This is a genomic window from Actinopolymorpha alba DSM 45243 (genome assembly GCF_000373925.1).
GTDB lineage: Bacteria > Actinomycetota > Actinomycetes > Propionibacteriales > Actinopolymorphaceae > Actinopolymorpha > Actinopolymorpha alba.
Window position 1 is genome coordinate 1 of sequence record NZ_KB892771.1, and the last position, 21,781, is coordinate 21,781.

Genomic DNA, 21,781 nt, shown 5'->3' on the forward strand with positions numbered 1-21,781 from the left:
AACCTCATCCACAACAGCGACTGGCAAGTCCGCATGGGACCAAACGGCAGACCCGAATACATACCCCCACCCTGGATCGACATCAACCAACGCCCCATCCGGACCTAGGCCGAGGTCAGGGGCCCAGGATGGTGAGTGTTCGGCGATCCTCCCATTGATACGGTCCATGCGTGCCTCCCCTGGATCGGCTGCCCCTGGACACGAACGCCGGCGCCATGATCGCCGTCCCGTCCGGCAAGGTGACGCTGTCCGACCGTCGGACGCAGCGCAGCTGGTTGGTCGAGCTTGCGCCGTACCATCTCGCCGCGTTCCCCGTCACCCAGGCCCAGTACGCACAGGTCACCGGCCAGCGGCCGAGCTCAGCTCACGGAGATCAGTTGCCCGTCGAGGGCGTCTCCTGGTGGGACGCGGTCCGGTTCTGCAACGCATTGTCCGAACGCGCGGGGCTGGCACCGGCGTACCATCTCGATCCCGTCGGCGAGAATGTCGAGTGGGACGAATCCACCGATGGGTACCGCCTGCCCACCGAGGCCGAGTGGGAGTACGCCTGCCGCGCCGGCACGACGGGTCCGCGTTACGGCCCGCTCGACGAGATCGCGTGGTACCGCGGCAACTCGGACGAACGAATCCACGAGGTGGGCGGCAAGCGGCCCAACGCCTGGGGATTCCACGACATGCTCGGCAACGTTTGGGACTGGTGCTGGGACTTCTACGACACCGAGGTTTACGGCACCTACCGGGTCCTTCGCGGCGGCGGATGGTTCGACGAACACTGGAGTTGCCGAGCCTCCGTGCGGCGCCGGAGCCACCCGACGTTCCGCACCGACGATGTGGGGTTCCGCATCGCCCGCTCTGGCGCGGCCTGAACCCGAGTCCCCGCGAGCGCCGCCCAAGGTCGAACCGGGTCCCTGCTCAGCCGTCGCTTTACCGGCGCCAAAGGCGAAGGAACGCATCCGTCACGGCAGGATTGTTAGCGCCGTCCCACCCTCGTGGATCGCGTGCACGACGCCGCTGCGGCTCGACGTCCGCGATCACCAGCTGATCACCGGACGACCCCGCCTGCGCGAGCACGATCCCATCGGGATCGACAATCGCCGATGAGCCACAGGCGAGCCGATCTCCCTGACGGCCGGCGATGTCCGCGGCCACAACGGTGATGGAGTTCTCCACCGCACGCGCGATCGGCAGGTTACGTGCTCGTGCCCGCAGCGACGTGGAGGGGCTCTTCAGATGTCCGCTGTTCGTGGGAACGAAGAGAAGCGCCGCGCCCGCCTCCGCGATGATCCGCGCGGGTTCGACGTACCAGATGTCGTTACACACAATGATTCCGAACGCCGTCGATCCCCTCCGGAAGACCGGCAAGCTTTCGCCAGCCTGAATCACCGTGCGGTAACCCGGATAGACCTTTCGGTAGACCCCCGCCACCCGACCTCCGTCAAGGAGAGCAGCAGAGCTGAAGTGGCGCCCGGAAGCATCGCGTTCCGTAAAACCGACAACGACGCTGACAGCCGTATCCAGAAGGGGCGCGACCACCTCGGCCAGCTCACCGTTGTCTGCCTGGATGGCCACGTCGTACGGCGACTGCCCATCGGATTCGTGCGCCAAGCCACCGATGACCGCCTCTGGACAGCAGAGGATGTCGACATCGCGTGCCTCGCACTCCGCGAGCTGGCGTCGAATGAGTTCGATGGCCTCCATGGACCCGAACGGAAGATACGGTGCTTGGTACGCGGCAACCCTCATCGAAGTGAGGGTAGTGAAGCCTGCGGCACACTGGTGGGCATGGACCTCATAGTTCGGCCAGCGCATGCGGACGACGCGCCGCGAATCGTGCGGATATACGTTGACTCCTGGAACGCTGGATTCGGTTCCCTCATGCCCGTCATCACCGTCGACAGCGCACGCGTCGAACGCTGGAGGAACGAACTCTCCGGAGGAAGGACCCGCTGGTGGGTCGCGGAACTCGATGAATTCCTGGCTGGCTTCGTCGGCATCGGCCCCAGTCGCGACCCGATCGATCCCACGCTCGGAGAACTCGACACCATTGCGGTCGACCCGGCCTACTGGCGTTCGGGTGTCGGCACAGCGCTCATGCGTACCGCACTGGAAGGAATTGTGGAGGCCGGCTTCACCGAGGGAATTCTCTGGACGCTCAGTGGGTACGACCGTGGCCAGCGTTTCTATGAGGCGATGGGCTGGCGCCGAGACGGCGGAATTCGTGACAACGGACACCAGATTTCGTTCCGGAACAGCCTCGGTCGACCGCAACGTCCACGCGTAGGACCTACCGAACCATCGGCTGATCAAACCACATCAGTTCCGCCGGGCCCACCACCGACGTACCCACCTCTGTAAAGCCGACCTTGCGGTACAACGCACGTGCCGACGGATTGTTGGACGGCGTGTTGGTGATCACCGCTTCCTGGCCGCTGTCGTGGGCCCATTCGATCAGCATTCTGCAGAGTCGGAGCCCAACACCTTGTCGCTGGCATTCGGGCGCGATCCGCATCCGGCTGAGATGGACGACCTTCGTCCTGCCGCTGGTCAGGCTCGCCGGCACATCCGGACCAGGAAGATCCGCGCCGACCATTCCTACCAGCACGTCCGCGTCGCCGCGCTGATCCACGGCGACCCAGAATGCCTCATAGCACTCTTCGACGCGTTCCAGATCGGTGAACCAATAGGGAGGCTCGGGTCCCTTGTGCCACGCTGGCCACACCCGATCGTGCAGGGTCCGGAGGTGGGGCCGATCGGATGGTTGGTACGGACGGATGGAGATCACCGCGTGCGCCTGCTTTCGAGGAGAGCCGCCGACCCGAGGAACGCAATCCAGAAAGCTACAAACGAACGGCCACCCGCGCCACGCAATATCGGCCGCCCGCCACCAGTAGCCGCGACCTCCACGCAGAACCGCCGGCCGCGTGGGCTCCCCAGGACCAGGTCCACATCAGTCACGATCTCGACACTATCTGCGACCATCTCGGTCGTCCCCGCGCTCCCGTGCGGCGTTCGCTGGACTCGGCTGTCGCAAAAGCAGTGGAGACTTTCCGGGTCAGGGCATGGACAAGCCTCCACAGCTCTCGGGTAAGACTCGGTGCGACGACGAGGAGAGGTACGTGGAGCACGGATTCAGCACCGCCGGCATCCCCGGCCCCTCCGGAACGCCCAACCCCTCCGCAATGCCCGGAACGCCCGCTACCCCCGGCCCGTCTGGAACACCCGGAACTCCACCCGTGCCTCTCCTGCTGGTCGAGGATGATCCCTCGCTCGTCGAGATGCTGGCCGGTCTGCTCGGCGAGGAGGGGTACGCGGTCGACACGGCCCGTGACGGGCAGGCGGGGCTTCACCGTGCTTTGTCCCATTCGTACGACATCATCGTCGTTGATCGGTGCCTTCCGGCCATCGACGGGCTGGACCTGCTGGGTCGGCTCCGCCGCAGCGGGGTCACGACACCCACACTCATCCTGTCGGCGCTCGGCGACCCGGCCGACCGGGTTGAGGGCCTGGACGCTGGCGCCGAGGACTACCTGGCCAAGCCGTTCGACGTCGCCGAGCTGCTGGCCCGTTTACGCGCCCTTCGCCGCCGGCACCTCGACACCGCACGTATCCTGCCGCTGGGCGACCGCCAACTCGACCTTGACAGCCGCGAGGTCCGCGTCCCGGCAGCCGCCCCTACGCCACCCGCACCCCCGGTGCGGCTCTCGCAGCGCGAATGCGACCTGCTGGCGATGCTGGCAGCGCATCCCGCGCGGATCTTCAGCCGCGCCGAACTCCTGGCCCGGGTCTTCCCCGAGGCCGAAAGCGAGGTCATCGTCGACACGTACGTCCACTATCTGCGCCGTAAGCTCGGCCGTTCGATCGTGTGCACGATCCGGGGGCGGGGCTACCGGCTGGACTGCCCGCCAACCTGACGGCCGGTGCCGCCACGTGACCCGCCGATGAGGAAGCCCGTGAAGCGTTCGTTCTGGCGCTGGCCTGCCCGGCCGACAGCGCCGGCCCCGACGCCTGAGTCCGCCCTGCTGCGCCGTACCGCCATCCGGCTCGGACTGCAGGCCGCGCTGATCGTCGCCGCGGTCGTCGCGGTGCTCGTCGGCGTGGCCCTGGTCGTCGTGCTGCGCAGCCAGCACCAGGCCGCCGACGCCCTCCTCGTCAACGCGGTGCAGCGCGCAGAGGACGCGGACGATCCGCCGGCCGGGATGTGGCTCGTCCTGCAGAACGCCGACGGACGTGAGATCACGAAAGGTCTGCCCGCCGGCGTCTTCGACGGTACGACGCTCGCCCGGACGGCACGGACCGGCGTCGCCGAGGCGCACGAGCTCCAGGTAGCCGGCCGGGACTACCGCATCCAGACCGTACGCCGGGGTGCGACCACGATCGAGGGGATCCTCGACCTGCGTTCGGCAAACGCCGAACGCCAGCAACTCGTGATGGCTCTCGGCCTTGTCGGGGTGATCGGGCTCGTGCTCGCCGCGGGCGCCGGCGCGCTCCTCGGGGTACGGGCGGTCCAGCCGCTCGCGACCGCGCTCAGCCTGCAGCGTCGCTTCGTCTCCGACGCGAGCCACGAACTCCGTACTCCCCTCACGCTCCTCACCACGCGGGCGCAGCTCCTCCGGCGGCATCTGCAACGTGGCAGGGACCCTGACAAGGCGCTCGCCGACGTCGAGAATCTCGTGACCGACAGCGACCATCTCACGGCGATCCTCGAGGACCTGCTCCTGGCCGCGGACCCGCGGTCCACCCAGGGCGCGGAGCCGATCGACCTGAGCCTGCTGGCCAGCGGCGTCGTGACCGCGAGTACGGCGGCCGCGCACGCCAGATCGGTCAGCCTCACCATGGTCGACGGCGGAGCGGTGTACGTCGAGGGCACACCGGTCGCGCTCCGCCGCGCGGTGACCGCACTCGTCGACAACGCGATCCGGCACGCGCAGCACGCGGTCACCGTCACGGTGACAACCAACGATCGCGATGCCGTGCTTGAGGTCAGCGATGACGGGCCAGGCATCGACCCGGTACTCGCGCCCCGGCTCTTCGAACGCTTCGCCTCCAGCGGCGGCGCCTCACCGGACGGGCGCCGGCGGCGCTACGGGATCGGCCTGGCGCTGGTCGGCGAGATCGTCGCGCAGCATCACGGGCAGATCGCCGCGGATGGGGATCCGGGCTCCAGCACGACGTTCAGGATCACGCTGCCGGCGGTGGCGGCACCCACGCCGGCGCCCCTACCCGAGCCCGAGGCCGACGCCCGGCCGTAGCCCGAGCCCACGGACGGTTCCAAGAAATCTCCCAATCTTGGCGGCAATCGTCAGTAGTCCCGGCCCTCAAGACCCGCTCGTAAGGAAGCCGCGCCACGCAAGGAACCGTGACGTCCGGAAGGCTCGTCGGAAATGCCCACGTTCATCAGCGGTCTGCCTCTCCACGCGTTGATCGTTCACGCCGTCGTCGTCCTCGTGCCCCTCGCCGCCCTCGGCTCGGTCGTCATCTCCCTGTGGCCGGCGGCCCGCCGCCGCTACGGCTGGCTCGTCGTGGCAGTGACGGCCGTCGCCGTGGGCTCGGTCCCGCTGGCCACCGAGACCGGCGAGGGTCTGCGTGACCGCCTCGAGCCCAGCGAGGCGATCGCCCGGCACGCCGACCTCGGAGGTGAACTGCTGATCTTCGTCGCACCATTGCTGGTGGCGGTGGCGGTCCTCAACGCCCTCGACCTCTACCAGCACCGGCGGTCGCGGGCCGAGGGGCCGGGCGCGATGACCGCAAGCCGAGCACGGCCGCGGGTCGCGGGATGGGTACGCCCACTCACCGTTCTCCTCGCCGCCACCGCGGTGCTGCTGTCAGTGGGTACGACGATCCAGGTCGTACGTATCGGCGACGCGGGCGCCCGGGCGGTGTGGGGCGATGAGGAGTACGTCAAACCCGCACCGCACGGCGGCTGACCGGGCCTCGCCTGGCTACCGAGCCGGCGGCCCGGCGGCGCGCCGCTCGAGCGCTACTGCACAGCGAGACCGTCGTACGACGTCGCACCGGGCGCGAGCGTCTTGTGTCCACTGCTGTTCACGAGCACAACCGGGTCGATGCCGACCGCCGTGATGGCACTGCCGGTGATGATGGCGTTCGACCGTTCCGTGAGCGCGATCACCGGGCGGCGCTGGCTCGCCACCCAGACGCTCTCCCGGGGAAGGTCGGAGTCGCGGTGGTGGACGAAGACTCCGCAGCCGGCGGCGAGGTCGGTGCCGCGAGTGTCCTCAAGGCCCACGTCATTGCGGTCGAGATGGGCGATGGTGGTGATGTCGGCGCCCAGCAACGCGGCGCCGGCGCTGCCGCCGAAGACCGCACCGCCGGCCGCGACGTACTCTCGCAGCGCGTCAAGGAGCCCGAAGCGGTGGACGATCGACAGCAGGCTGTAGGTGTTGCCGCCGCCGATGTAGATGCCGCGGAAGTCTCCGGGCGAGATCCTTCCGTTGCCGGTCCACATCGTGATGTGGCGAACGCCGAGAGGTCGATAGACACCGCGCAGCCACGACAGGCAGGCGGCGTAGTCGTGGGTGTGCGGATCGAGCGCCACCGGCCAGTACGACAACGGGCCGGAGCCGATGGTCGCCGCGAAACGCTCATCCAGCGGGCGCGAGTCCGCAGCGCCCCCGCCGCCGGCGAGAAACACCTTCCCAGTCACCGCCCTCATCCTTCCGTGGCCGGGCTGACAAAGAGACTGCTGACCGATTCGCCCAGGTGAATACGCCGGATCGCCTCGGCGAAGAGCGGCGCGACCGAGCGTACGTCCATGGTCGGCAGAAGTTTCTCAGGAGCCAGCGGGACGGTGTTGGTGGTGACGATCTCTTCGATGTCGTCCTGGGCGGCCAGCCGCTGGATCGCCTTGCCGGTGAACAACCCGTGGGTGCAGGCGAGGGAGATCTTTCGGACGCGGCGTTCGCGCAGGCGGTCGAGGAGTTCGATGAGCGTCCCTGCGGTGGCGATCTCGTCGTCGAGCACGATGACGTTCTTGCCGTCCACGTCCCCCACGATCGCGTCGATGACCACCCGGTCATCTGCCAACCGCTGCTTGCTTCCGGCCGCCACCGGCAGGTTGAGGAGCCGGGCGAACTGCGTGGCCGGCTTGGCGTTTCCGAGGTCCGGTGAGACGACGACCGTGTTGCTCAGGTCGCGTCCCACGAAATGCTGCGCGAGTTCGCCGATGGCGGTGAGGTGGTCCACCGGGATACTGAAGAAGCCGTGCACCTGCGGGGCGTGGAGCGCCATGGTGAGGACGCGGCTGGCACCCGCGGTCGCCAGCAGGTCAGCCACCAGCCGCCCGCCGATCGAGATCCTCGGCGCGTCCTTCTTGTCTGAACGCGCGTACGCGTAGTGCGGGATCACGGCGGTGATGTGCGCCGCCGACGCACCCCGGGCCGCGTCGAGCATGAGCAGGAGCTCCATCAGGTGCTCCTGAACCGGCGGCACGATCGGCTGGACGAGGTAGATGTCGCGCTGCCGGCAGTTCGCCCCGAGCTGGACCAGCAGGCAGTCGTTGCTGAACCGCTGGATATGCGCCGGCGACAGATCCACGCCAAGGTTCAGGCAGATCTCCTCGGCAAGTTCCGGGTGTGCACTGCCAGTGAAGACGCCAATCTCCCGCATCCGCCACATGGTGAATTCGCCGTTCCTGCCCTGTCGAACGCCGCTCGGCCGGGGCCAGACTAGCTGGTGGGATGCGACCCGGTGCGGCCTACCTCGGCCAGGTCCACCGGGTCGGGTTGCGAAGGTCGGCATCCCAACCGAAGACCGCCCGCGGGTTGATCCGGAACGCCGGACCCGGCGGGATGCCCGGCGCGGCCACCCCGTCCCCGACCACGTAGGAGTTGTGGTCGTACTTCTCGTTGGTGGCGTGGACGTACTCCCGCAGGTCGTCGGGACCGGTCAGGCGTTCGCCGGTTCCTTCGACGATGACGGCGTCCTGGCTGCTTTCGAGGTGGACGCTGACCTCGGTGTTGTCCGCGAGATTGCCGGCGGCCACCGGCGATCCCGTCGAGAACACGAAGGCGTCCCGCAACCACACCCCCCAGACCGGCCTGACGTGGGGACGCCCGACGCTGGTGACGCTGGCCACCCAGTAGCTCCGCGCTGCGGTGAGGCGTTCCTCGGCCCAGCCCCACGGGAGAAGATCGGAGGGAACGACAGAACCGAACATCCTCGGCGGTGCGGCGAGAGCGGTGGGGGTGGAGCCCAACGCAGTTGAGGGCCGGGACCAGCGCGGTGTCGTCACGGCCCCGAGTATCCCGTGTTGTGACACGCCCGGGAACCCCTCAGTGTCGATCATGAGACACAGCGTGAACCGCTGCGGGCACGAGATCGTCGAGCTAGTCGCGCCGCTCCGTCAGGACGGTTGTCCGGACGGCATCCCCGACCATTCCCCGGCAAGCAGCGACCAGACCTCGACGTCGTGCCGGGTCCCGTGGTGTGGGGACGCCTCGCGGAGCACGCCGTCCAGCGACATCCCGAGCCGCTTGGCGGCGGCGATGCTCCGGACGTTGCTCGACACCGCCCGCCACTCGACCCGGGCCATGCCGCGGGTGCCGACGGCCCAGTCGATCAGGTGGCTCGCGGCCCGCAGGATCAGTCCGCGCCCCTGGACCTCGGGTGCGAGCCACACGCCGATCTCGCAGGTCTGGGTGTGTAGGTCGAAGATCCGGAACAGCACACCGCCCACCAGCTCGCCGTCGAGCCAGATCCCGTAGATCCGGATGCCGTCCTGAGCCTGACCGTCGGCGTACCGCTGCAGCCACTGCCGAGCCGACGGCTCGTCGGTGATCGTCGTCGCCCAGGGCAGCCACGGAGCGAGGTGGGCGCGCACGCGGTCGAGGTACGCCGCGAACTCAGCGGCCCGCCAGGGCTCCAGTGCACGAAGTTCCGCGCCATCACCGAGCGGCTGGGTGAGCATTCGGGCCCTCCTGACGTACATAACAAACGTTTGGTACGTACCATAGTGCACCAGTGCTGGTTCCGACCCTCAACTGCGTTGGGGCCCACCCCCCGCGACGGATCCACCACAGGGAGGGAAGGACGCCCATGCCCGCACGCGGCGACCACGACGCTCGGCGACGGGAGGTGTCCGAAGCGGTCTGGCGGGTCCTTGCCAGGGACGGGTTCGGCGGCCTCACCCTGCGCGCGGTCGCGGCCGAGATGGGTGCGTCCACCGGCCTGCTGACCCACTACTTCCCGACCAAGCGGGCCCTGGTCCGGCATGCGCTCGAGATCACCCAGGAGCGCACCGTGATCCGGAATCGGCGGGCCGGAGTGGCCGACGGGCTCGCCGCCCTCCGCTCCGCCCTCCTCGACGTACTCCCTCTCACACCTAGGGCCACCGCGATGAACCGCGTGTGGGTCAGCTTCTGGGACGCGGCACTCGCGGATCCGGAGTTGGGCGCCAGCGAGGCCGCACGCTACGCCCGCTGGCGGGCCAAGCTCCGGCCGCACGTCGAAGCCGCCCAGCGTCTGGGTGAGCTGCCGGCCAAGGCCGACCCGGACGACATCGTCACGATTACCGCGGCGTTCACTCATGGGCTGGTGGTCCAGGCCCTCTTCGACCCCGACAGGTTTCCCCCGGCCCGGCAGACCTCGCTGCTCGAGCAGTTCCTCGCCGGGCTCCCCACTCATCCCGCGATCGGAGATTGACGCATGCCCATCCACGACCACCTGACTGACGTGCCTGGCGTGGTGCCCGGCCTCAGGTACGCCCACGCCGTCACGGTGTCGGGGCGGCTCGCCTTCGTGTCGGGTCAGGTCGCGACCGACGTCGACGGCAACCTGGTCGGGCCCGGCGACCTCGCCACTCAGACCCGGCAGGCACTGCACAACCTGCAACGCGTCCTTGACGCGCTCGGCGCCGACTGGTCTTACGTCGTGCGCTTCACGTGGTACGTGTTGGACGCCGCGCAGGTCCAGGTGATCCGCGACGTTCGCGACGAGGTCCTCGCACTCCGGGACGACCAGCCGCGCCCGGCGAGCACGCTGATCCAGGTGGCGGGGTTGTTCCGGCCGGGGTTCCTCATGGAGGTGGACGCCATCGTGGCGCTCCCCGACTAGGGCGTGTCCTGTAGGTCAGGCTTTCGGTGGAGGCCTGTCCCCCGTAATGATCACGTGTACGTGGTCATTACGGGCTTCACATGGCATGGACGCCATGCAAGGCAGGTGCTAGCCATGTGAGGTGCCCGCCAGGTGTACGCAATGTGAGACAACCCCCTGGATTGACCTCAAAGTAAGGCCTCAACGAAGAACTACGGGGCACGCCCTAGCCCCAGAGCTGCCCGGTCACACTGGTCCGGCTCCGGCGCCTGTGATCATGATCATGAAGGTTTTCGGGAGGCATACATAGCCCCATTTGGCTTCATGATCACCAGCGCGTCACGAGCCCCCGGCCGCCGGGCGGCCTCGCCACAGAGCGCCGAGGAAGACGGCGGCGAGCCCGAACACCGTCCACGCACAAAGGACCGTCAGGGGCCGAAGAGCGGTCGCGCCGTCAAAGAACGCCGTGCTCCGCAGCAACGTCCCGCCCGCTCCCGGCGGCAGCAACTGCCCGGTGATGCCCGCCCACCGTGGCAGGAGTTCGGGCGCGGAGGTGACACCTGAGAACGGATTGCCGACGAGCATCATGAGTGCCGCCCCAAGCCCCATGCCGACCCGCCCGAAGAGCGCCGCGAGCCCGGCCACAGCCGACCCGATCGCGAGGACGGTCAGCCCGAGGACGCCCGCGTTGACCCACCAGTCGCCCCGGAATGCGTCAAGCCAGCCTTGCGCGATCCCCGTCGCCGCGAGCCCGACCAGCGCGGCGACCAGAACCAGCGCGACGGACTGCCCGAGACCCGGCCGGGTGACGGTGGCCAGGAGAACGCCGCCCAGCAGGCCACCAAGCACCAGCGGCAGCAGGGACGCGTTGAGCACGCCGCCCCGCGGGTCGTCGGGAGTGGTGGGTACGACGTCGACGATCCGCGGCATTGCCCCGGCGTCCCCCGCACCCCCGGCCTCAGCCGTCACCGCCTGGGTGAGCAGTTGGGCAACCAGCGGGCTGGCCGCTGACGCCGTGAGGACGGTCATGCCGCTCGGCCCGGCCACCAGGGCGCCGTAGACCTCACGGTCCTGGATGGCAGACCGCGCCGCGGCCTCGTCGGCGTACTGATGAATCTCGAACGCGCCGGACCCTACTGCCGACAGTCGCTCGGTGAGTACGCCCGTCGCCTGTGCGGGCCCGGCCACGCCGATGGGCAGGTCGTGCGGCGCCATCCGGGCGGCCGGCCAGACGAACATCAGCAGTGCGACCGCGGCGAGGACGGGGACGAGCAACGTCACGCCGAGCAGCCTCCGCCCCTGGCGCGCGGCGGAGTGTCCCGCAACATGCGGCTCCATTGGACGGGCGGCGGTGGGTCCCCCAGCGTGCTCGGCGGGGCCTGCGGTGGCGTCCGGGTTCGATGCCATGGGATCCCTTCCCAAAGCGAATGATTGTTCTTTTAGTTGTCGCCCAGCGTGCTCGCGACACCACATGATTGTCAAGAAGGAACGTTCGTTTTAGGTTGCGGTTATGCCCCGCGTCTCCCAGCAGTACCTCGACAGTCGCCGCCAGCAGATCCTCGACGCCGCCCGCCGCTGCTTCACCCGCAACGGCTTCCACGCGACGTCGATGCAGGACATCCTGCGGGAGGCGCAACTGTCGGCGGGCGCCGTCTATCGGTACTTCCCGAGTAAGGAAGACCTGATAGGAGCCATCGCGGCCGACGCCATCGGCCAGATCCGCGCGGCGTTCGAACCCGTCCTCGAGGCTGACCCCCCGCCGCCGCTCGACGAGGCGTTCACGCAGGTGACCAGCACCATCCAGCGGATGGACGACGAGTACGGCATCGCGAGGATGGCGATCCAGCTCTGGAGCGAGGCCATCCGTTCGCCCGAACTCACCGAACGCCTCCGCGAGCTCGTCCTCACCATCCGCGGGCTCGCGGTGCGCCTCGTCCGCGCCTACCAGGAACGCGGGGAGATCAGTCCGAGCGTTCCGGCCGAGGACGTCGCCCCCATCCTCGTCGGGATGTTCCCCGGCTTCATGCTCCAGAAGGTTCTCTTCGGCGACGTCGACGCCCGCATGGTCGGGCAGGCCATCCGCGGTCTCGTCGGGGGCCACCTGAGCACCGAGGCCGACGACGAACCCGCCTGAAGTAGCCAGAAAGGCTCCGTGACGCGGCTCACATTGGCGTCCGACTTGTGCGGTCCGGCCTGAGAAGCGCACCATGGGGAGGCCGAAGTTACTCGCAGGTAGCATTCGTGGTCCGGTCATGGTCGGTCTCGGTACGACCCGGCCCGCGTCTCAAGGGAGCGCCATGAGCCACTACAAGAGCAACCTTCGCGACATCGAGTTCACGCTCTTCGACGTCCTCGAACGCGACGCCATCCTGGGCTCCGGCCCGTACGCCGACATCGACCCCGACACCGCGCGGAGCATCCTCGGCGAGCTCGACCGGCTCGCCCGCGAGGAAGTGGCGGCATCCTTCGAGGAAGCTGACCGCCACCCACCGGCGTACGATCCGTCCACCCACAGCGTCCATGTCGGCGACGCCTTCAGGGCGAGCTACCAGGCCTGGATCGACGCCGAGTGGTGGCGCCTGGAGATCGATCCCGCGATCGGCGGCCAGCCCTGCCCGCCGTCGTTGCGCTGGGCGGCCTCGGAGCTGTCGCTGGGCGCCAACCCCGCGTTGTTCATGTACGCCAGCGGGCCCCGCTTCGCCACCGCGCTCTGGCGCAACGGCACGCCCGACCAGAAGCGCCTGGCCCAGCTCATGATCGACCGCCGCTGGACCGCCACCATGGTCCTCACCGAGCCGGACGCCGGGTCAGACGTCGGGGCCGGGCGGGCCAAGGCCCACCCGCAGCCCGACGGGTCGTGGCACGTCGAGGGCGTCAAGCGGTTCATCACCGGCGGCGAGCACGACCTGTCGGAGAACATCATCCACTTCGTCCTCGCCCGACCGGTGGGTGTCGAGGGTGCGGGCGGGGCGGGTACGAAGGGCCTCTCGCTGTTTGTCGTACCCAAGTACCACGTCGACCTCGACACCGGCGAGCTCGGCGACCGCAACGGCGTCTTTGCCACGAATGTCGAGCACAAGATGGGCCTGAAGGTCTCCACGACGTGCGAGCTGACGTTTGGAGACCCGCAGGTCGGAAACGGCCAACCGGCTGTCGGCTATCTGCTGGGCGACGTTCACGACGGCATCCGGCAGATGTTCCAGATCATCGAGTACGCCCGGATGCTGGTGGGCACCAAGGCGATCGCCACGCTGTCCAGCGGTTACCTCACCGCCCTGGAGTACGCGCGGTCGCGGGTCCAGGGCGCCGACCTGACCCGGATGACCGACAAGTCCGCGCCGCGGGTGCCGATCACCCATCATCCGGATGTGCGGCGTTCTCTCCTTACCCAGAAGGCGTACGCCGAAGGCATGCGGGCGTTGGTGTTGTACGCCGCGTCCGTTCAGGACGCGGTCGAGCTCGGCGAGAGGTCCGGCACCCCCGACGAGTCCGCCGCCGGGCTCAACGACCTGCTGCTGCCGATCGTCAAGGGCTACGGTTCGGAGCGCGCGTGGGTGCTGCTCGGCTCGGAATCCCTGCAAACGTTGGGGGGTTCGGGATTTCTTCAGGACTACCCGATCGAGCAGTACGTCCGCGACGCCAAGATCGACACGTTGTACGAAGGTACGACGGCGATCCAGGGTCTGGACCTGTTCTTCCGCAAGATCGTGCGCGACCAGGGTCAGGCGCTCGGCAAGCTGGCGTCGGAGATCCAGGCGTTCGTGAAGTCCGACGCGGGCAACGACGAGCTCAGGGTCGAGCGCGGCCTTCTGGGCAAGGCCCTTGAGGACGTGCAGGCGATTGTCGCTGCGATGGCGGGCTTCCTGATGAGCGCACAACCCGGCGCGAACGGCGACCCGGCGAACCTCTACAAGGTCGGCCAGAACACCACCCGGATGCTCCTCGCACTGGGCGACGTGGTGTGCGCGTGGCTCCTGCTGCGTAAGGCGGAAGTGGCCCTGGCCCGGCTCTCCCCCACCAACGGCCCGGTCGCCGCCGACGACGTTGCCTTCTATGAAGGGAAGGTGGCCGCCGCGCGGTGGTTCTGCACGCAGGTCCTGCCCAAGCTTTCCGCCGAGCGAACCATCGCCGAGTCGACGACGAACGACCTGATGGCCCTTCCCGAAGAAGCGTTCTGACCCTGACGGCGCTGGCCCGGTCGGGGCGACCTACCTAGACGTCAGGCAAGCCTGGAAAGGGTTTCGCCAGCGAGGCGGACGATGTCGAGATCCTGAGCGTCAGGCAGGTTGAAAAGCAAGCCGTCCAGGCCAGCGTCAAGGTACTCTTGCACCTGCTCGACCACCCGGTCGGGTTCACCCGCGATCGCCGTCGCCCGAAACGCCTCTTCGTCCCTTCCGAAATGGTCGAGAACGAACGCGGCCTTGCGTTCGGCCTCCTTCGCGGTCGGCGCGATGACGAGGGTGGCGAGTTTGGTGTTCGTGATCTCGGCCGGGTCGCGGCCCACATCCTCGCAATGCCTTGCCAGGACAGCGAGTTTGTGCCTGATCGTCGGTACGTCGCCGAAGAGGTTGGACGCGTCGCCGTACTCCGCGACCAGCCGCAGGGTGCGTTTCTCCCCGCTGCCGCCGATGAGGATCGGCGGACCACCCGGCGTGACCGGCCGCGGGACGTTTAAGGCGTCGACAATCCTGTAGTGACTTCCCGAGAAACTCGGGCTCTCCTCGGTAAACATCGCCCGGCAGATCCGCAGGGCCTCCTCCAGCCGATCCATCCGCTCGCGGGTCGACGGGAAGTCAAAGCCGTACCCCTTGTGCTCAACGTCATTCCAGGCGGCACCAATCCCGAGGATCGCCCGACCAGCCGAGATCACGTCGAGAGTCGTCACAATCTTGGCGAGCAAGGCGGGGTTGCGGTAGGTGACACCGGTGACCATCGTGCCGAGCCTGGCAGTGGAGGTGCGCGCGGCCAGGGCACCGAGCAGGGTGTACGACTCAAGCATCGGCTCGTCAGCCGAACCCAGCATGGGCAACTGGTAGAAGTGGTCCATCACCCAGATGGAATCGAAGCCAGATTCCTCGCCGGTCTTGGCGATCGCGGCGACCCGCTCGAACAGCTGGTTGTCAGGCACACCGGGATAGGTGAAGAGCGGGATCTGCAAACCGAAACGCGTGACGGGCACGAGCGTGCTCTCCTCTCACCTGAAGCAGGACCCCTTCGACATTACGTGCCGGCTAACGATCTGGCGAAGAAGCCGGCCAGCTTGCCCATACCGCCGGTGAGCCCAGGAGAAACGCCTGCGAGAGCGTTGCGTCGGGGGCACCCTTGTACGACTCTTTCGCACAAGGGTGCCCCCGACCCAAAAGCCGGCCCTCCTCGAGTAGAGAAGGGTGGCTCCAACCGAACCGCTACGGCCGGGAGACCCGGAAGTACTCGAACTCCGAGAGTGCCGGGCCGAACTTCTCCGTCGTCGCCGGCTGCGATCCATGCGAGACGAGTCCGACCTTCGGTGTGGAGTTGGCCGGCAGGGTCCAGGTCAGACCCCAGGTCCAGTTCTCACCGTCCGTACTCGACGCGGCCCGGAACCGATGCTCGCCCGTCTTCGGATCCCGGGTGTGCACCAGCCGCAACCAGGTCGTCTCCGCCGGCGCGCCGACGAGTCCGCCGCCCCAGGAACGCCTGCCCTGGAACACCGTCTCCTTGCCGAACTCCGCGATCCTCGTCGGCCCCACGGCCACCACGTCGTACCGCAGGAAATCGTCGTCGTTGTTGTAGACGATCAGACCGCCCTGCTGGTAGTTGCGTACCGCGTCGACGCCCAGGTCGATGCTGAGCTTGGTCTCCACCGTGTAGTCGCCCTCGGGCATCGCCCCGCGCAGCAGGAGTCCCGGTTTGCCGTCGCCCACCAGGTCGGCGGTCTGGGTCGGCCAGACCAGCTGGCCGTCCTTCACCTGCGCGTTGGCGTCCTCCCGCAGCCAGGACCAGCCGGCACCAAGCCCGCCGGTGAACTCGTCGGAGTACGCCGGGTCGACCTTGCCCGGCTTCGGAGCCGGCACCGCCTTCGTCACGGGCGTGAAGAGCGGGTTCACCGAGAAGTTGTCCGCCTCGCCAGAACCCTCCGCGAGGAGACCAGCCCGACCCGGGCGATCGAGCCCGTTGGGCACCTCCAGCGAGACCTCCGCCCACGGGTCGCCGAGCCGCGCGTCGGTGAGGTTCGCGGTCACCTTGGTGCCGCGCGCTTCGAGGGCAAGCACGTGCCGGGCCGACACGTCGTACCCAGCCGGCAGCGGCACACTCCGCGTGCGCACGTTGGAGCCCAGGGACGCCTCGAGCCGCAGCTCGCGCTTGCCCGCATCGAGGATCGCGCGTACGCCGGTCCGCTGGTCGACGTACCTCGCGCCCACCCCGACGCTGCCGCTCGCAGTCGTTCGTACGTCGGCCTCGACGCGGACATCGGCGTCCGACAGCACCTTCTTCGTCACCGCCAGGGCATCGTTACCGGAGAGCCGGGCGAAGCCACCCGAGTCCGAGGCGTCATCCGGCCCCGCGACCGCGAAGTCACCCGTCAGGGTGCTGAAGTTCGCCGCCGTCGCGTCCGCGTTCTCGAACCGGTCGTCCACCTCCCCGCGCACGATCGGCGCGGGTTGCGGGTCGTCCGACGCACCGAGTCCCGCGCGGACGATCGGCCAGCCGTCGATCCAGTCCAGCCGGTCGAGGTTCATCGGCCGCATCGTGAAGCCGGGCGAGACGTCCAGCCATGGGTCGTCGCGGTCGATCGCGTGGTAGGCCATGTACGTCTGGCCACTCACGTCCAGCGCCGCCGAGTGGTGACCGGTGCCGATCCACTTGTTGCCGTTCGGCGCGATGACCGGCGTGCCACCCGCCCGGCTGGCGAGCAGGGGTACGCCGAGGCGGTCGACGAACGGCCCGAGCGGACTTCTCGAACGCCCGGCAAAGACGGTGTAGCCCGTGGTGGGCCCGGCGCAACAGTTCGCCGACGAGGCGAAGAGGTAGTACCACCCGTCCTTGTGCATGAGGTACGGGCCCTCATAGCGCGAGGACGCCACATGCCGGGGTTCCGTCACCGCCCGACGCCCGTCAGGCGACAGCTTCACGACCCAGATCCCCGAGCCGTACCCGCCGTAGTAGAGGTAGAGCGTGCCGTCGGTGTCGGTGAACAGCGCCGGGTCGATCACCGTGTCGTACCCAGTGCCGACCGGCCGGGCCGGAATGAGCGGCGCGTCAGACGGCGTCCAGGGGCCGGCCGGAGTAGGTGCGGTCGCGACACCGATCGCCGGGTCGAAGCCCTGAGTGCTGGTGGTCGTGTCGGGGACAGTGAAGTAGAGAAGGTACGTCCCGTTGACGTAGCGGATGTCGGGCGCCCAGAACCCTGTGGTCGCGGTCGCCCAACTCGGGCGCCGGCCGGCGGGGAAGATGTCGCCGGCGTTCTCCCAGTGCACGAGATCCGCCGACTTCGCGATCTTGTACGACGATCCGGCCTTCCCCTGCTCGTCGTACGGTCCGCCGGTCGCGTAGGCGTACCAGTTGCCGTCCTTGCCGCGAATTACGGCGGGGTCGGGAAAATCGATGGAGTAGCCGCGGGTCACCTCGTTGGTGTACGTCGGGCGCGCGGGTGCGGCCGAGCCTGGTGGAGCAGCCGAGGTCGGTGGGGCGGCGAGCGCCGCCGCGGCGAGTCCGGCCCCAAGGGCACCGAACCCCGCGACGGTACGAATTCGCCGGCGTCTTTGCATAGCGATCTCCTCACGGGAATGCGTACGCAGCCTCGCCGCAGTGTCTATCCGTGATGATCAACGTTGTAAAGACTTGGCACTGGCCGCGTCCGGCCGGCTTCATCGCGGGCAGCTGATGCGCTAGGCCAGGCGACTCGACAGAGTCACCAGCTCGCTGTATCACCCAGCCCCTGAGTCCGGGCCGCTACGCTTTCCCGGCACAATGTGTGGCGCCCATCGGCCGTACGAGTGTCCCCCACGAGGTCGCCTCGTTCCGAAACCCTCATGCCCCGTGCCGACGGCCGAAGCCCTACCGTCTCCCCGAAAGAACTGCCTCCATGTGGCATGCATGGCTCGACGAATCGGAGCCCGGGTCGCCCTGCGCCTCGCCCGCGTACGTTCTGGCCGGCGTGCTGTGTTCACCGGAAGACGTGGAGCCGGTTCGCGAAGGTATGAAGCTCTTCTTACTTCGAGGCCAGCGGAAACTCCATTGGCGTGACGAGAGCCCCGACCGCCGCCAAAAGATCGTTGAAGCCGTCGCCGGATATAGCTGCCTCGAGCACATCCTTGTCGTCCGCGTCGGCAAGCCGGACGAACCATCTGAGCGGCGTCGGCGACTTTGCTTGGAGCGGATGTTGTATGAGCTGAACCGACTCGAGGTTTGGCATGTCTATCTCGAGGCGCGGGCGAGAGGGCAGAACAAGGCAGACCGGGGCATGCTCGATGCGCTGCGGGCCCGAAAGATCGTCGGTCACCGACTGCGCATCGACCATGTTCCTGGACCGGCTGATGCTGCCCTGTGGATACCTGACGTGATCTGCGGCGCCTTCGGGGCGTCTTACACCGGACGCGACGATGCCTTCTGGCAGTCAATCCGAACCAAGGTGGAGGTGCATTCCATCTGAGGATCGAGACGAACCAAGCCCATAAAGAGCGCGAAGCCTCAGGCCCTGTCGTCCGGCAGGATCTCCCGAGGCTCGCTTCCAACCCCACCGCGATGGGGCGGCGTCAAGAGCAACCATACAACCCAAGCAAGAGACCTACCACGGGTCATGACATGCCTGGCAGACGCGACGCATCGGTTCCACATTGGCGGCAAGGCCGGCGTCAGGGGATCTTGATGCCGAACAACGCCTCACGCCCTCGTTCCTGGAGCGTCGGCTCCGGCACCAGCGGCTCCCGGCTGTAGTGAACCCTCACAAATGGCACCGTAACGGTCGGTCCGAGTTCTGTCTTCGGAACCGCTCTCAGGTGCGGCCGACTCGACGCCGTGCCGTGCCGCGCCGCGCCGCGCGACGATGGAAGGCGAACCCATCCGCCACCCCGGAAGGGGGCGCACCAATGGCTATCGCCACGATCAATCCCGCCACCGGCGAGACGCTGGAGGAGTTCGAACCCTTCTCCCCCGAGGAGATCGACCGCCGGCTCGGGCTGGCCGACGAGGCGTTCCGCGCGCTCGGGCGTACCTCCTTCGACACCCGTGCGGAGTGGATGCGGGCCGCCGCAGACCTGCTGGACGCCGACATCAACGACCTGGCCCGCACCGTCACGACCGAGATGGGCAAGACGCTCCAGAGCGCCCGCGCCGAGATCGCCAAGTGCGCCATGGGTATGCGGTTCTTCGCCACGCATGCCCAGCGGTTCCTCGCCGACGAGCCGCTGGACAACCCGGACAGCGTCGGAGCGTCCCGGGCGTACGTCAGCTATCAGCCACTTGGGCCCATCCTCGCCGTCATGCCCTGGAACTTCCCGGTCTGGCAGGTGATCAGGTTCGCCGCGCCCGCACTGATGGCCGGCAACACCGGCGTACTCAAGCACGCGTCGAACGTTCCGCGCACCGCGTTGTACCTCGACCGGCTCTTCACCCGGGCCGGCTTCCCGGAGGGTGCGTTCGCCGCCCTTCTCATCGGATCCACGGACGTGGAGCAGGTGCTCCTCGACCCACGCATCCGGGCCGCCACCCTCACCGGCAGCGACGCGGCCGGCTCCTCGGTCGGTCTGATCGCCGGGAGCCAGGTGAAGAAGACCGTGCTCGAACTCGGCGGCTCCGACCCGTTCGTCGTGATGCCGTCCGCGGATGTCGATCAGGCGGTACGCGTGGGGGTCACCGCACGCTGCCAGAACAACGGGCAGAGTTGTATCGCTGCCAAGCGGTTCCTCGTTCACGAGGACTGCTTTGACGAGTTCACCGACCGGTTCGTCGAGCGGATGGCCGACCTGCGGATCGGTGACCCGATGGCCGACGACACCGACCTCGGCCCGCTTGCCACCGAGGTCGGCCGGGACGGCGTCGAGCAGGTCGTCGCGGACGCGGTCGGCAAGGGCGCGAAGGTGCTCTGCGGTGGTGAGACTCCCGACCGGCCCGGCTGGTGGTACCCACCGACCGTCATCACGGACGTCACGCCGGCGATGCGGATGTACGACGAGGAGGTGTTCGGCCCGGTCGCCCAAATACACCGCGTCGGGTCGGTCGAGGACGCGATCGCGCTGGCGAACGCCACGCCGTACGGCCTCGGCTCGAGCGTCTGGACCCACGATCCCGCCGAGCAGGCGGAATTCGCGCGAAGCATCGAGTCCGGTCAGGTCTTCGTCAACGGCATGGTCGTGTCGTACCCCCAACTGCCCTTCGGTGGAGTGAAGCGGTCGGGGTACGGCCGCGAGTTGGCCGCGTACGGCATCCGGGAGTTCTGCAACACCAAGACCGTGTGGGCGGCATGAACACCGGGAGACGTTCGCCCGCCGGCACGTCGCGGTAACGGCGGTGAAACCGGGGCGGGGAAGCCTGGGATCGCATGAACCGATCCGCACGAACGGGGACCCGTCAGTGAGCGCTGAAACACCCCCTGTCCGCCCAACCGGCCGGGGTATCGCGCTGGTAGCGCACGACACCATGAAGCCCGACATCTGCGAATGGGCGGCGTTCAACCGCACGCTTCTCGCAAACCACCGCCTCTATGCGACCGGTACCACCGGCCGACTGCTGGTCGAGCGGCTTGGCCTGCCGGTCACCAGGTTCCGTAGCGGGCCGCTCGGCGGCGACCAGCAGATCGGCTCCCGGATCGCCGAGGGCGAGATCGACCTCCTGGTCTTCTTCTGGGATCCGCTGTGCCCGCAGCCCCACGAGCCGGATATCCGCGCGCTGCTGCGGCTCGCGGTCCTCGCGAACATCCCGGTGGCGTGCAACCGCGCGACCGCCGACTTCGTGATCTCCTCACCGCTGATGGCGGTTCCGGCCACGTCGGGCGAGGCGGGCCAGGCGCTCCCAACCGCTGTGGTCTGACGCCTGGAAAAGGCGGCCGCGTTCAGCGTCCTTGGCCGGCACATCAACGCGCTGCAGAACACGCCGACGTCCGCACCCGATATCCGAACGTGCCGGATGTCAGCTCGGTGAGAGCGGCGTGGGAGCGGCGTGGGAGCGGCGTGGGAGCGGCGGCTGTTTGAGTGGCGCCCGCGCGTTGACCGAGCTCATGCGCACAGACTCGCTGGCTGAGTGAAGAGGAGACGAAGCGTGTCGAGCGGATTCCTTGGCGCAGGGCGAAAGCGTCTGTCCGCGCTGTTGGCAGGGTTGGCGATGGTGGCTGTTGTTCTTGTGTTAGTGCCGGGCGAGAGCAATGCCGCCGTCAAGCCGGAACCCGCCGGCGGGACAGATGTAGAGACGGTTTCGGCGATGGGTAACAATCTGACAGGCGACCAGGTCACCACGGCCGTCAGTAAGTTTTCACGGTCTTGCTGAGGTACTGCGGACGTGAGGCCAGTTCGGGTCCTCGTGCACCGGAGGCGTCACCAGGCAAGGCGAATTCAGCGCGTTTCGTGGGGAGACGCCGCGTGAGGTGGCGACCGTCTCGAATGGCATACACCCCGGTTGCATCGGATAGTGAGAGGCTTATTCAAAACCACCGTGCTGCCGAAGTTGATCAACGGTCCCGAATTCCGGCACCCACGCGGGAGTTCCCGATCCGTGGACCGTTGATCAACTTTGCCAAGCGGGGCGGCCATGATCGTAAAGG

22 protein-coding genes are annotated in these 21,781 nt (G+C 68.0%); 13 read left to right on the forward strand and 9 right to left on the reverse strand.

The genetic code is table 11. The features are described from left to right. The first annotated feature begins 170 nt into the window (after positions 1-170). Entirely contained in the window at positions 171-866 is a 696-nt protein-coding gene (locus B141_RS0124350; RefSeq protein WP_020577800.1) for a formylglycine-generating enzyme family protein, read from the forward strand. Between the two features lie 58 nt (positions 867-924). On the opposite strand, the gene B141_RS49555 is transcribed toward B141_RS0124350, so the two are convergent. Further along, positions 925-1,743, reverse strand: a complete 819-nt coding sequence (locus tag B141_RS49555) for a carbon-nitrogen hydrolase family protein (RefSeq protein WP_157181241.1) — start codon at positions 1,741-1,743, stop codon at positions 925-927. A 39-nt stretch (positions 1,744-1,782) separates the two neighbouring features. Here B141_RS49555 and B141_RS49560 point away from each other — a divergent pair, with 39 nt between their 5' ends. Beyond that, on the forward strand, positions 1,783-2,355 hold the full coding sequence (locus B141_RS49560; protein ID WP_157181242.1) for a GNAT family N-acetyltransferase: 573 nt from the start codon (positions 1,783-1,785) through the stop codon (positions 2,353-2,355). Here the strand turns inward: B141_RS49560 and B141_RS0124360 are convergent. Next, a complete protein-coding gene (locus B141_RS0124360; RefSeq protein WP_020577802.1) occupies positions 2,285-2,782 on the reverse strand; it encodes a GNAT family N-acetyltransferase in 498 nt (165 codons plus the stop codon). The genes B141_RS49560 and B141_RS0124360 overlap by 71 nt on opposite strands. A 277-nt stretch (positions 2,783-3,059) precedes the next feature. On the opposite strand from B141_RS0124360, the gene B141_RS0124370 reads away from it, so the two are divergent. The 3 genes from B141_RS0124370 (at position 3,060) to B141_RS0124380 (ending at position 5,924) form a co-directional block, all read left to right on the forward strand. Continuing rightward, positions 3,060-3,911 (forward strand): response regulator transcription factor, encoded by an 852-nt coding sequence (locus B141_RS0124370; protein ID WP_237742793.1) that lies wholly within the window; start codon positions 3,060-3,062, stop codon positions 3,909-3,911. Between the two features lie 39 nt (positions 3,912-3,950). Continuing rightward, positions 3,951-5,249, forward strand: coding sequence for a sensor histidine kinase (locus B141_RS42465; RefSeq protein WP_020577805.1), 1,299 nt, complete (start codon positions 3,951-3,953; stop codon positions 5,247-5,249). A gap of 132 nt (positions 5,250-5,381) precedes the next feature. Then, complete coding sequence (locus B141_RS0124380; protein ID WP_020577806.1) at positions 5,382-5,924, forward strand: DUF2231 domain-containing protein; 543 nt, start codon at positions 5,382-5,384, stop codon at positions 5,922-5,924. A 53-nt stretch (positions 5,925-5,977) separates the two neighbouring features. On the opposite strand, the gene B141_RS0124385 is transcribed toward B141_RS0124380, so the two are convergent. From B141_RS0124385 to B141_RS0124400, 4 genes are all read right to left on the reverse strand, one after another. Continuing rightward, a complete protein-coding gene (locus B141_RS0124385) occupies positions 5,978-6,661 on the reverse strand; it encodes a Type 1 glutamine amidotransferase-like domain-containing protein (protein ID WP_020577807.1) in 684 nt (227 codons plus the stop codon). A 5-nt stretch (positions 6,662-6,666) separates the two neighbouring features. Beyond that, entirely contained in the window at positions 6,667-7,623 is a 957-nt protein-coding gene (locus B141_RS0124390) for a ribose-phosphate diphosphokinase (protein WP_026257546.1), read from the reverse strand. An 88-nt stretch (positions 7,624-7,711) separates the two neighbouring features. Next, positions 7,712-8,302, reverse strand: coding sequence for a pyridoxamine 5'-phosphate oxidase family protein (locus B141_RS46030; protein WP_084678491.1), 591 nt, complete (start codon positions 8,300-8,302; stop codon positions 7,712-7,714). Between the two features lie 57 nt (positions 8,303-8,359). Next, complete coding sequence (locus B141_RS0124400) at positions 8,360-8,923, reverse strand: GNAT family N-acetyltransferase (protein WP_020577810.1); 564 nt, start codon at positions 8,921-8,923, stop codon at positions 8,360-8,362. Between the two features lie 128 nt (positions 8,924-9,051). Here B141_RS0124400 and B141_RS0124405 point away from each other — a divergent pair, with 128 nt between their 5' ends. Both B141_RS0124405 and B141_RS0124410 read left to right on the forward strand, forming a co-directional pair. Further along, entirely contained in the window at positions 9,052-9,657 is a 606-nt protein-coding gene (locus tag B141_RS0124405) for a TetR/AcrR family transcriptional regulator (protein ID WP_020577811.1), read from the forward strand. 3 nt (positions 9,658-9,660) lie between these two features. Continuing rightward, positions 9,661-10,068: a RidA family protein gene (locus B141_RS0124410; RefSeq protein WP_020577812.1), complete on the forward strand. Its 408-nt coding sequence runs from the start codon at positions 9,661-9,663 to the stop codon at positions 10,066-10,068. Positions 10,069-10,386: 318 nt separating this feature from the next. Here B141_RS0124410 and B141_RS0124415 read toward each other — a convergent pair whose 3' ends face one another. Continuing rightward, entirely contained in the window at positions 10,387-11,328 is a 942-nt protein-coding gene (locus B141_RS0124415; RefSeq protein WP_020577813.1) for an ABC transporter permease family protein, read from the reverse strand. Between the two features lie 229 nt (positions 11,329-11,557). Here B141_RS0124415 and B141_RS0124420 point away from each other — a divergent pair, with 229 nt between their 5' ends. Both B141_RS0124420 and B141_RS0124425 read left to right on the forward strand, forming a co-directional pair. Continuing rightward, positions 11,558-12,181 carry a TetR/AcrR family transcriptional regulator gene (locus B141_RS0124420; protein WP_020577814.1) on the forward strand — a complete coding sequence of 208 codons (624 nt, stop codon included), beginning with the start codon at positions 11,558-11,560 and terminating at the stop codon, positions 12,179-12,181. A gap of 163 nt (positions 12,182-12,344) precedes the next feature. Then, on the forward strand, positions 12,345-14,225 hold the full coding sequence (locus tag B141_RS0124425; protein ID WP_020577815.1) for an acyl-CoA dehydrogenase: 1,881 nt from the start codon (positions 12,345-12,347) through the stop codon (positions 14,223-14,225). A 41-nt stretch (positions 14,226-14,266) separates the two neighbouring features. Here B141_RS0124425 and B141_RS0124430 read toward each other — a convergent pair whose 3' ends face one another. Both B141_RS0124430 and B141_RS0124435 read right to left on the reverse strand, forming a co-directional pair. Further along, positions 14,267-15,226 carry an LLM class F420-dependent oxidoreductase gene (locus B141_RS0124430; RefSeq protein WP_020577816.1) on the reverse strand — a complete coding sequence of 320 codons (960 nt, stop codon included), beginning with the start codon at positions 15,224-15,226 and terminating at the stop codon, positions 14,267-14,269. Between the two features lie 226 nt (positions 15,227-15,452). After that, on the reverse strand, positions 15,453-17,795 hold the full coding sequence (locus B141_RS0124435) for a glycoside hydrolase family 43 protein (RefSeq protein ID WP_020577817.1): 2,343 nt from the start codon (positions 17,793-17,795) through the stop codon (positions 15,453-15,455). A 410-nt stretch (positions 17,796-18,205) separates the two neighbouring features. Between B141_RS0124435 and B141_RS51630 the strand changes: the two genes are divergently transcribed. The 4 genes from B141_RS51630 (at position 18,206) to B141_RS49570 (ending at position 21,507) form a co-directional block, all read left to right on the forward strand. Then, complete coding sequence (locus B141_RS51630) at positions 18,206-18,679, forward strand: GNAT family protein (protein WP_157181243.1); 474 nt, start codon at positions 18,206-18,208, stop codon at positions 18,677-18,679. A 436-nt stretch (positions 18,680-19,115) separates the two neighbouring features. Continuing rightward, positions 19,116-20,492: an NADP-dependent succinic semialdehyde dehydrogenase gene (locus B141_RS0124450; protein ID WP_020577821.1), complete on the forward strand. Its 1,377-nt coding sequence runs from the start codon at positions 19,116-19,118 to the stop codon at positions 20,490-20,492. Positions 20,493-20,598: 106 nt separating this feature from the next. Continuing rightward, the gene (locus B141_RS42475; protein WP_237742794.1) at positions 20,599-21,054 is read left to right on the forward strand and encodes a methylglyoxal synthase; all 456 of its coding nucleotides are present in this window, start codon (positions 20,599-20,601) and stop codon (positions 21,052-21,054) included. 228 nt (positions 21,055-21,282) lie between these two features. Further along, the gene (locus tag B141_RS49570; RefSeq protein WP_157181244.1) at positions 21,283-21,507 is read left to right on the forward strand and encodes a hypothetical protein; all 225 of its coding nucleotides are present in this window, start codon (positions 21,283-21,285) and stop codon (positions 21,505-21,507) included. Positions 21,508-21,781: the final 274 nt, after the last annotated feature.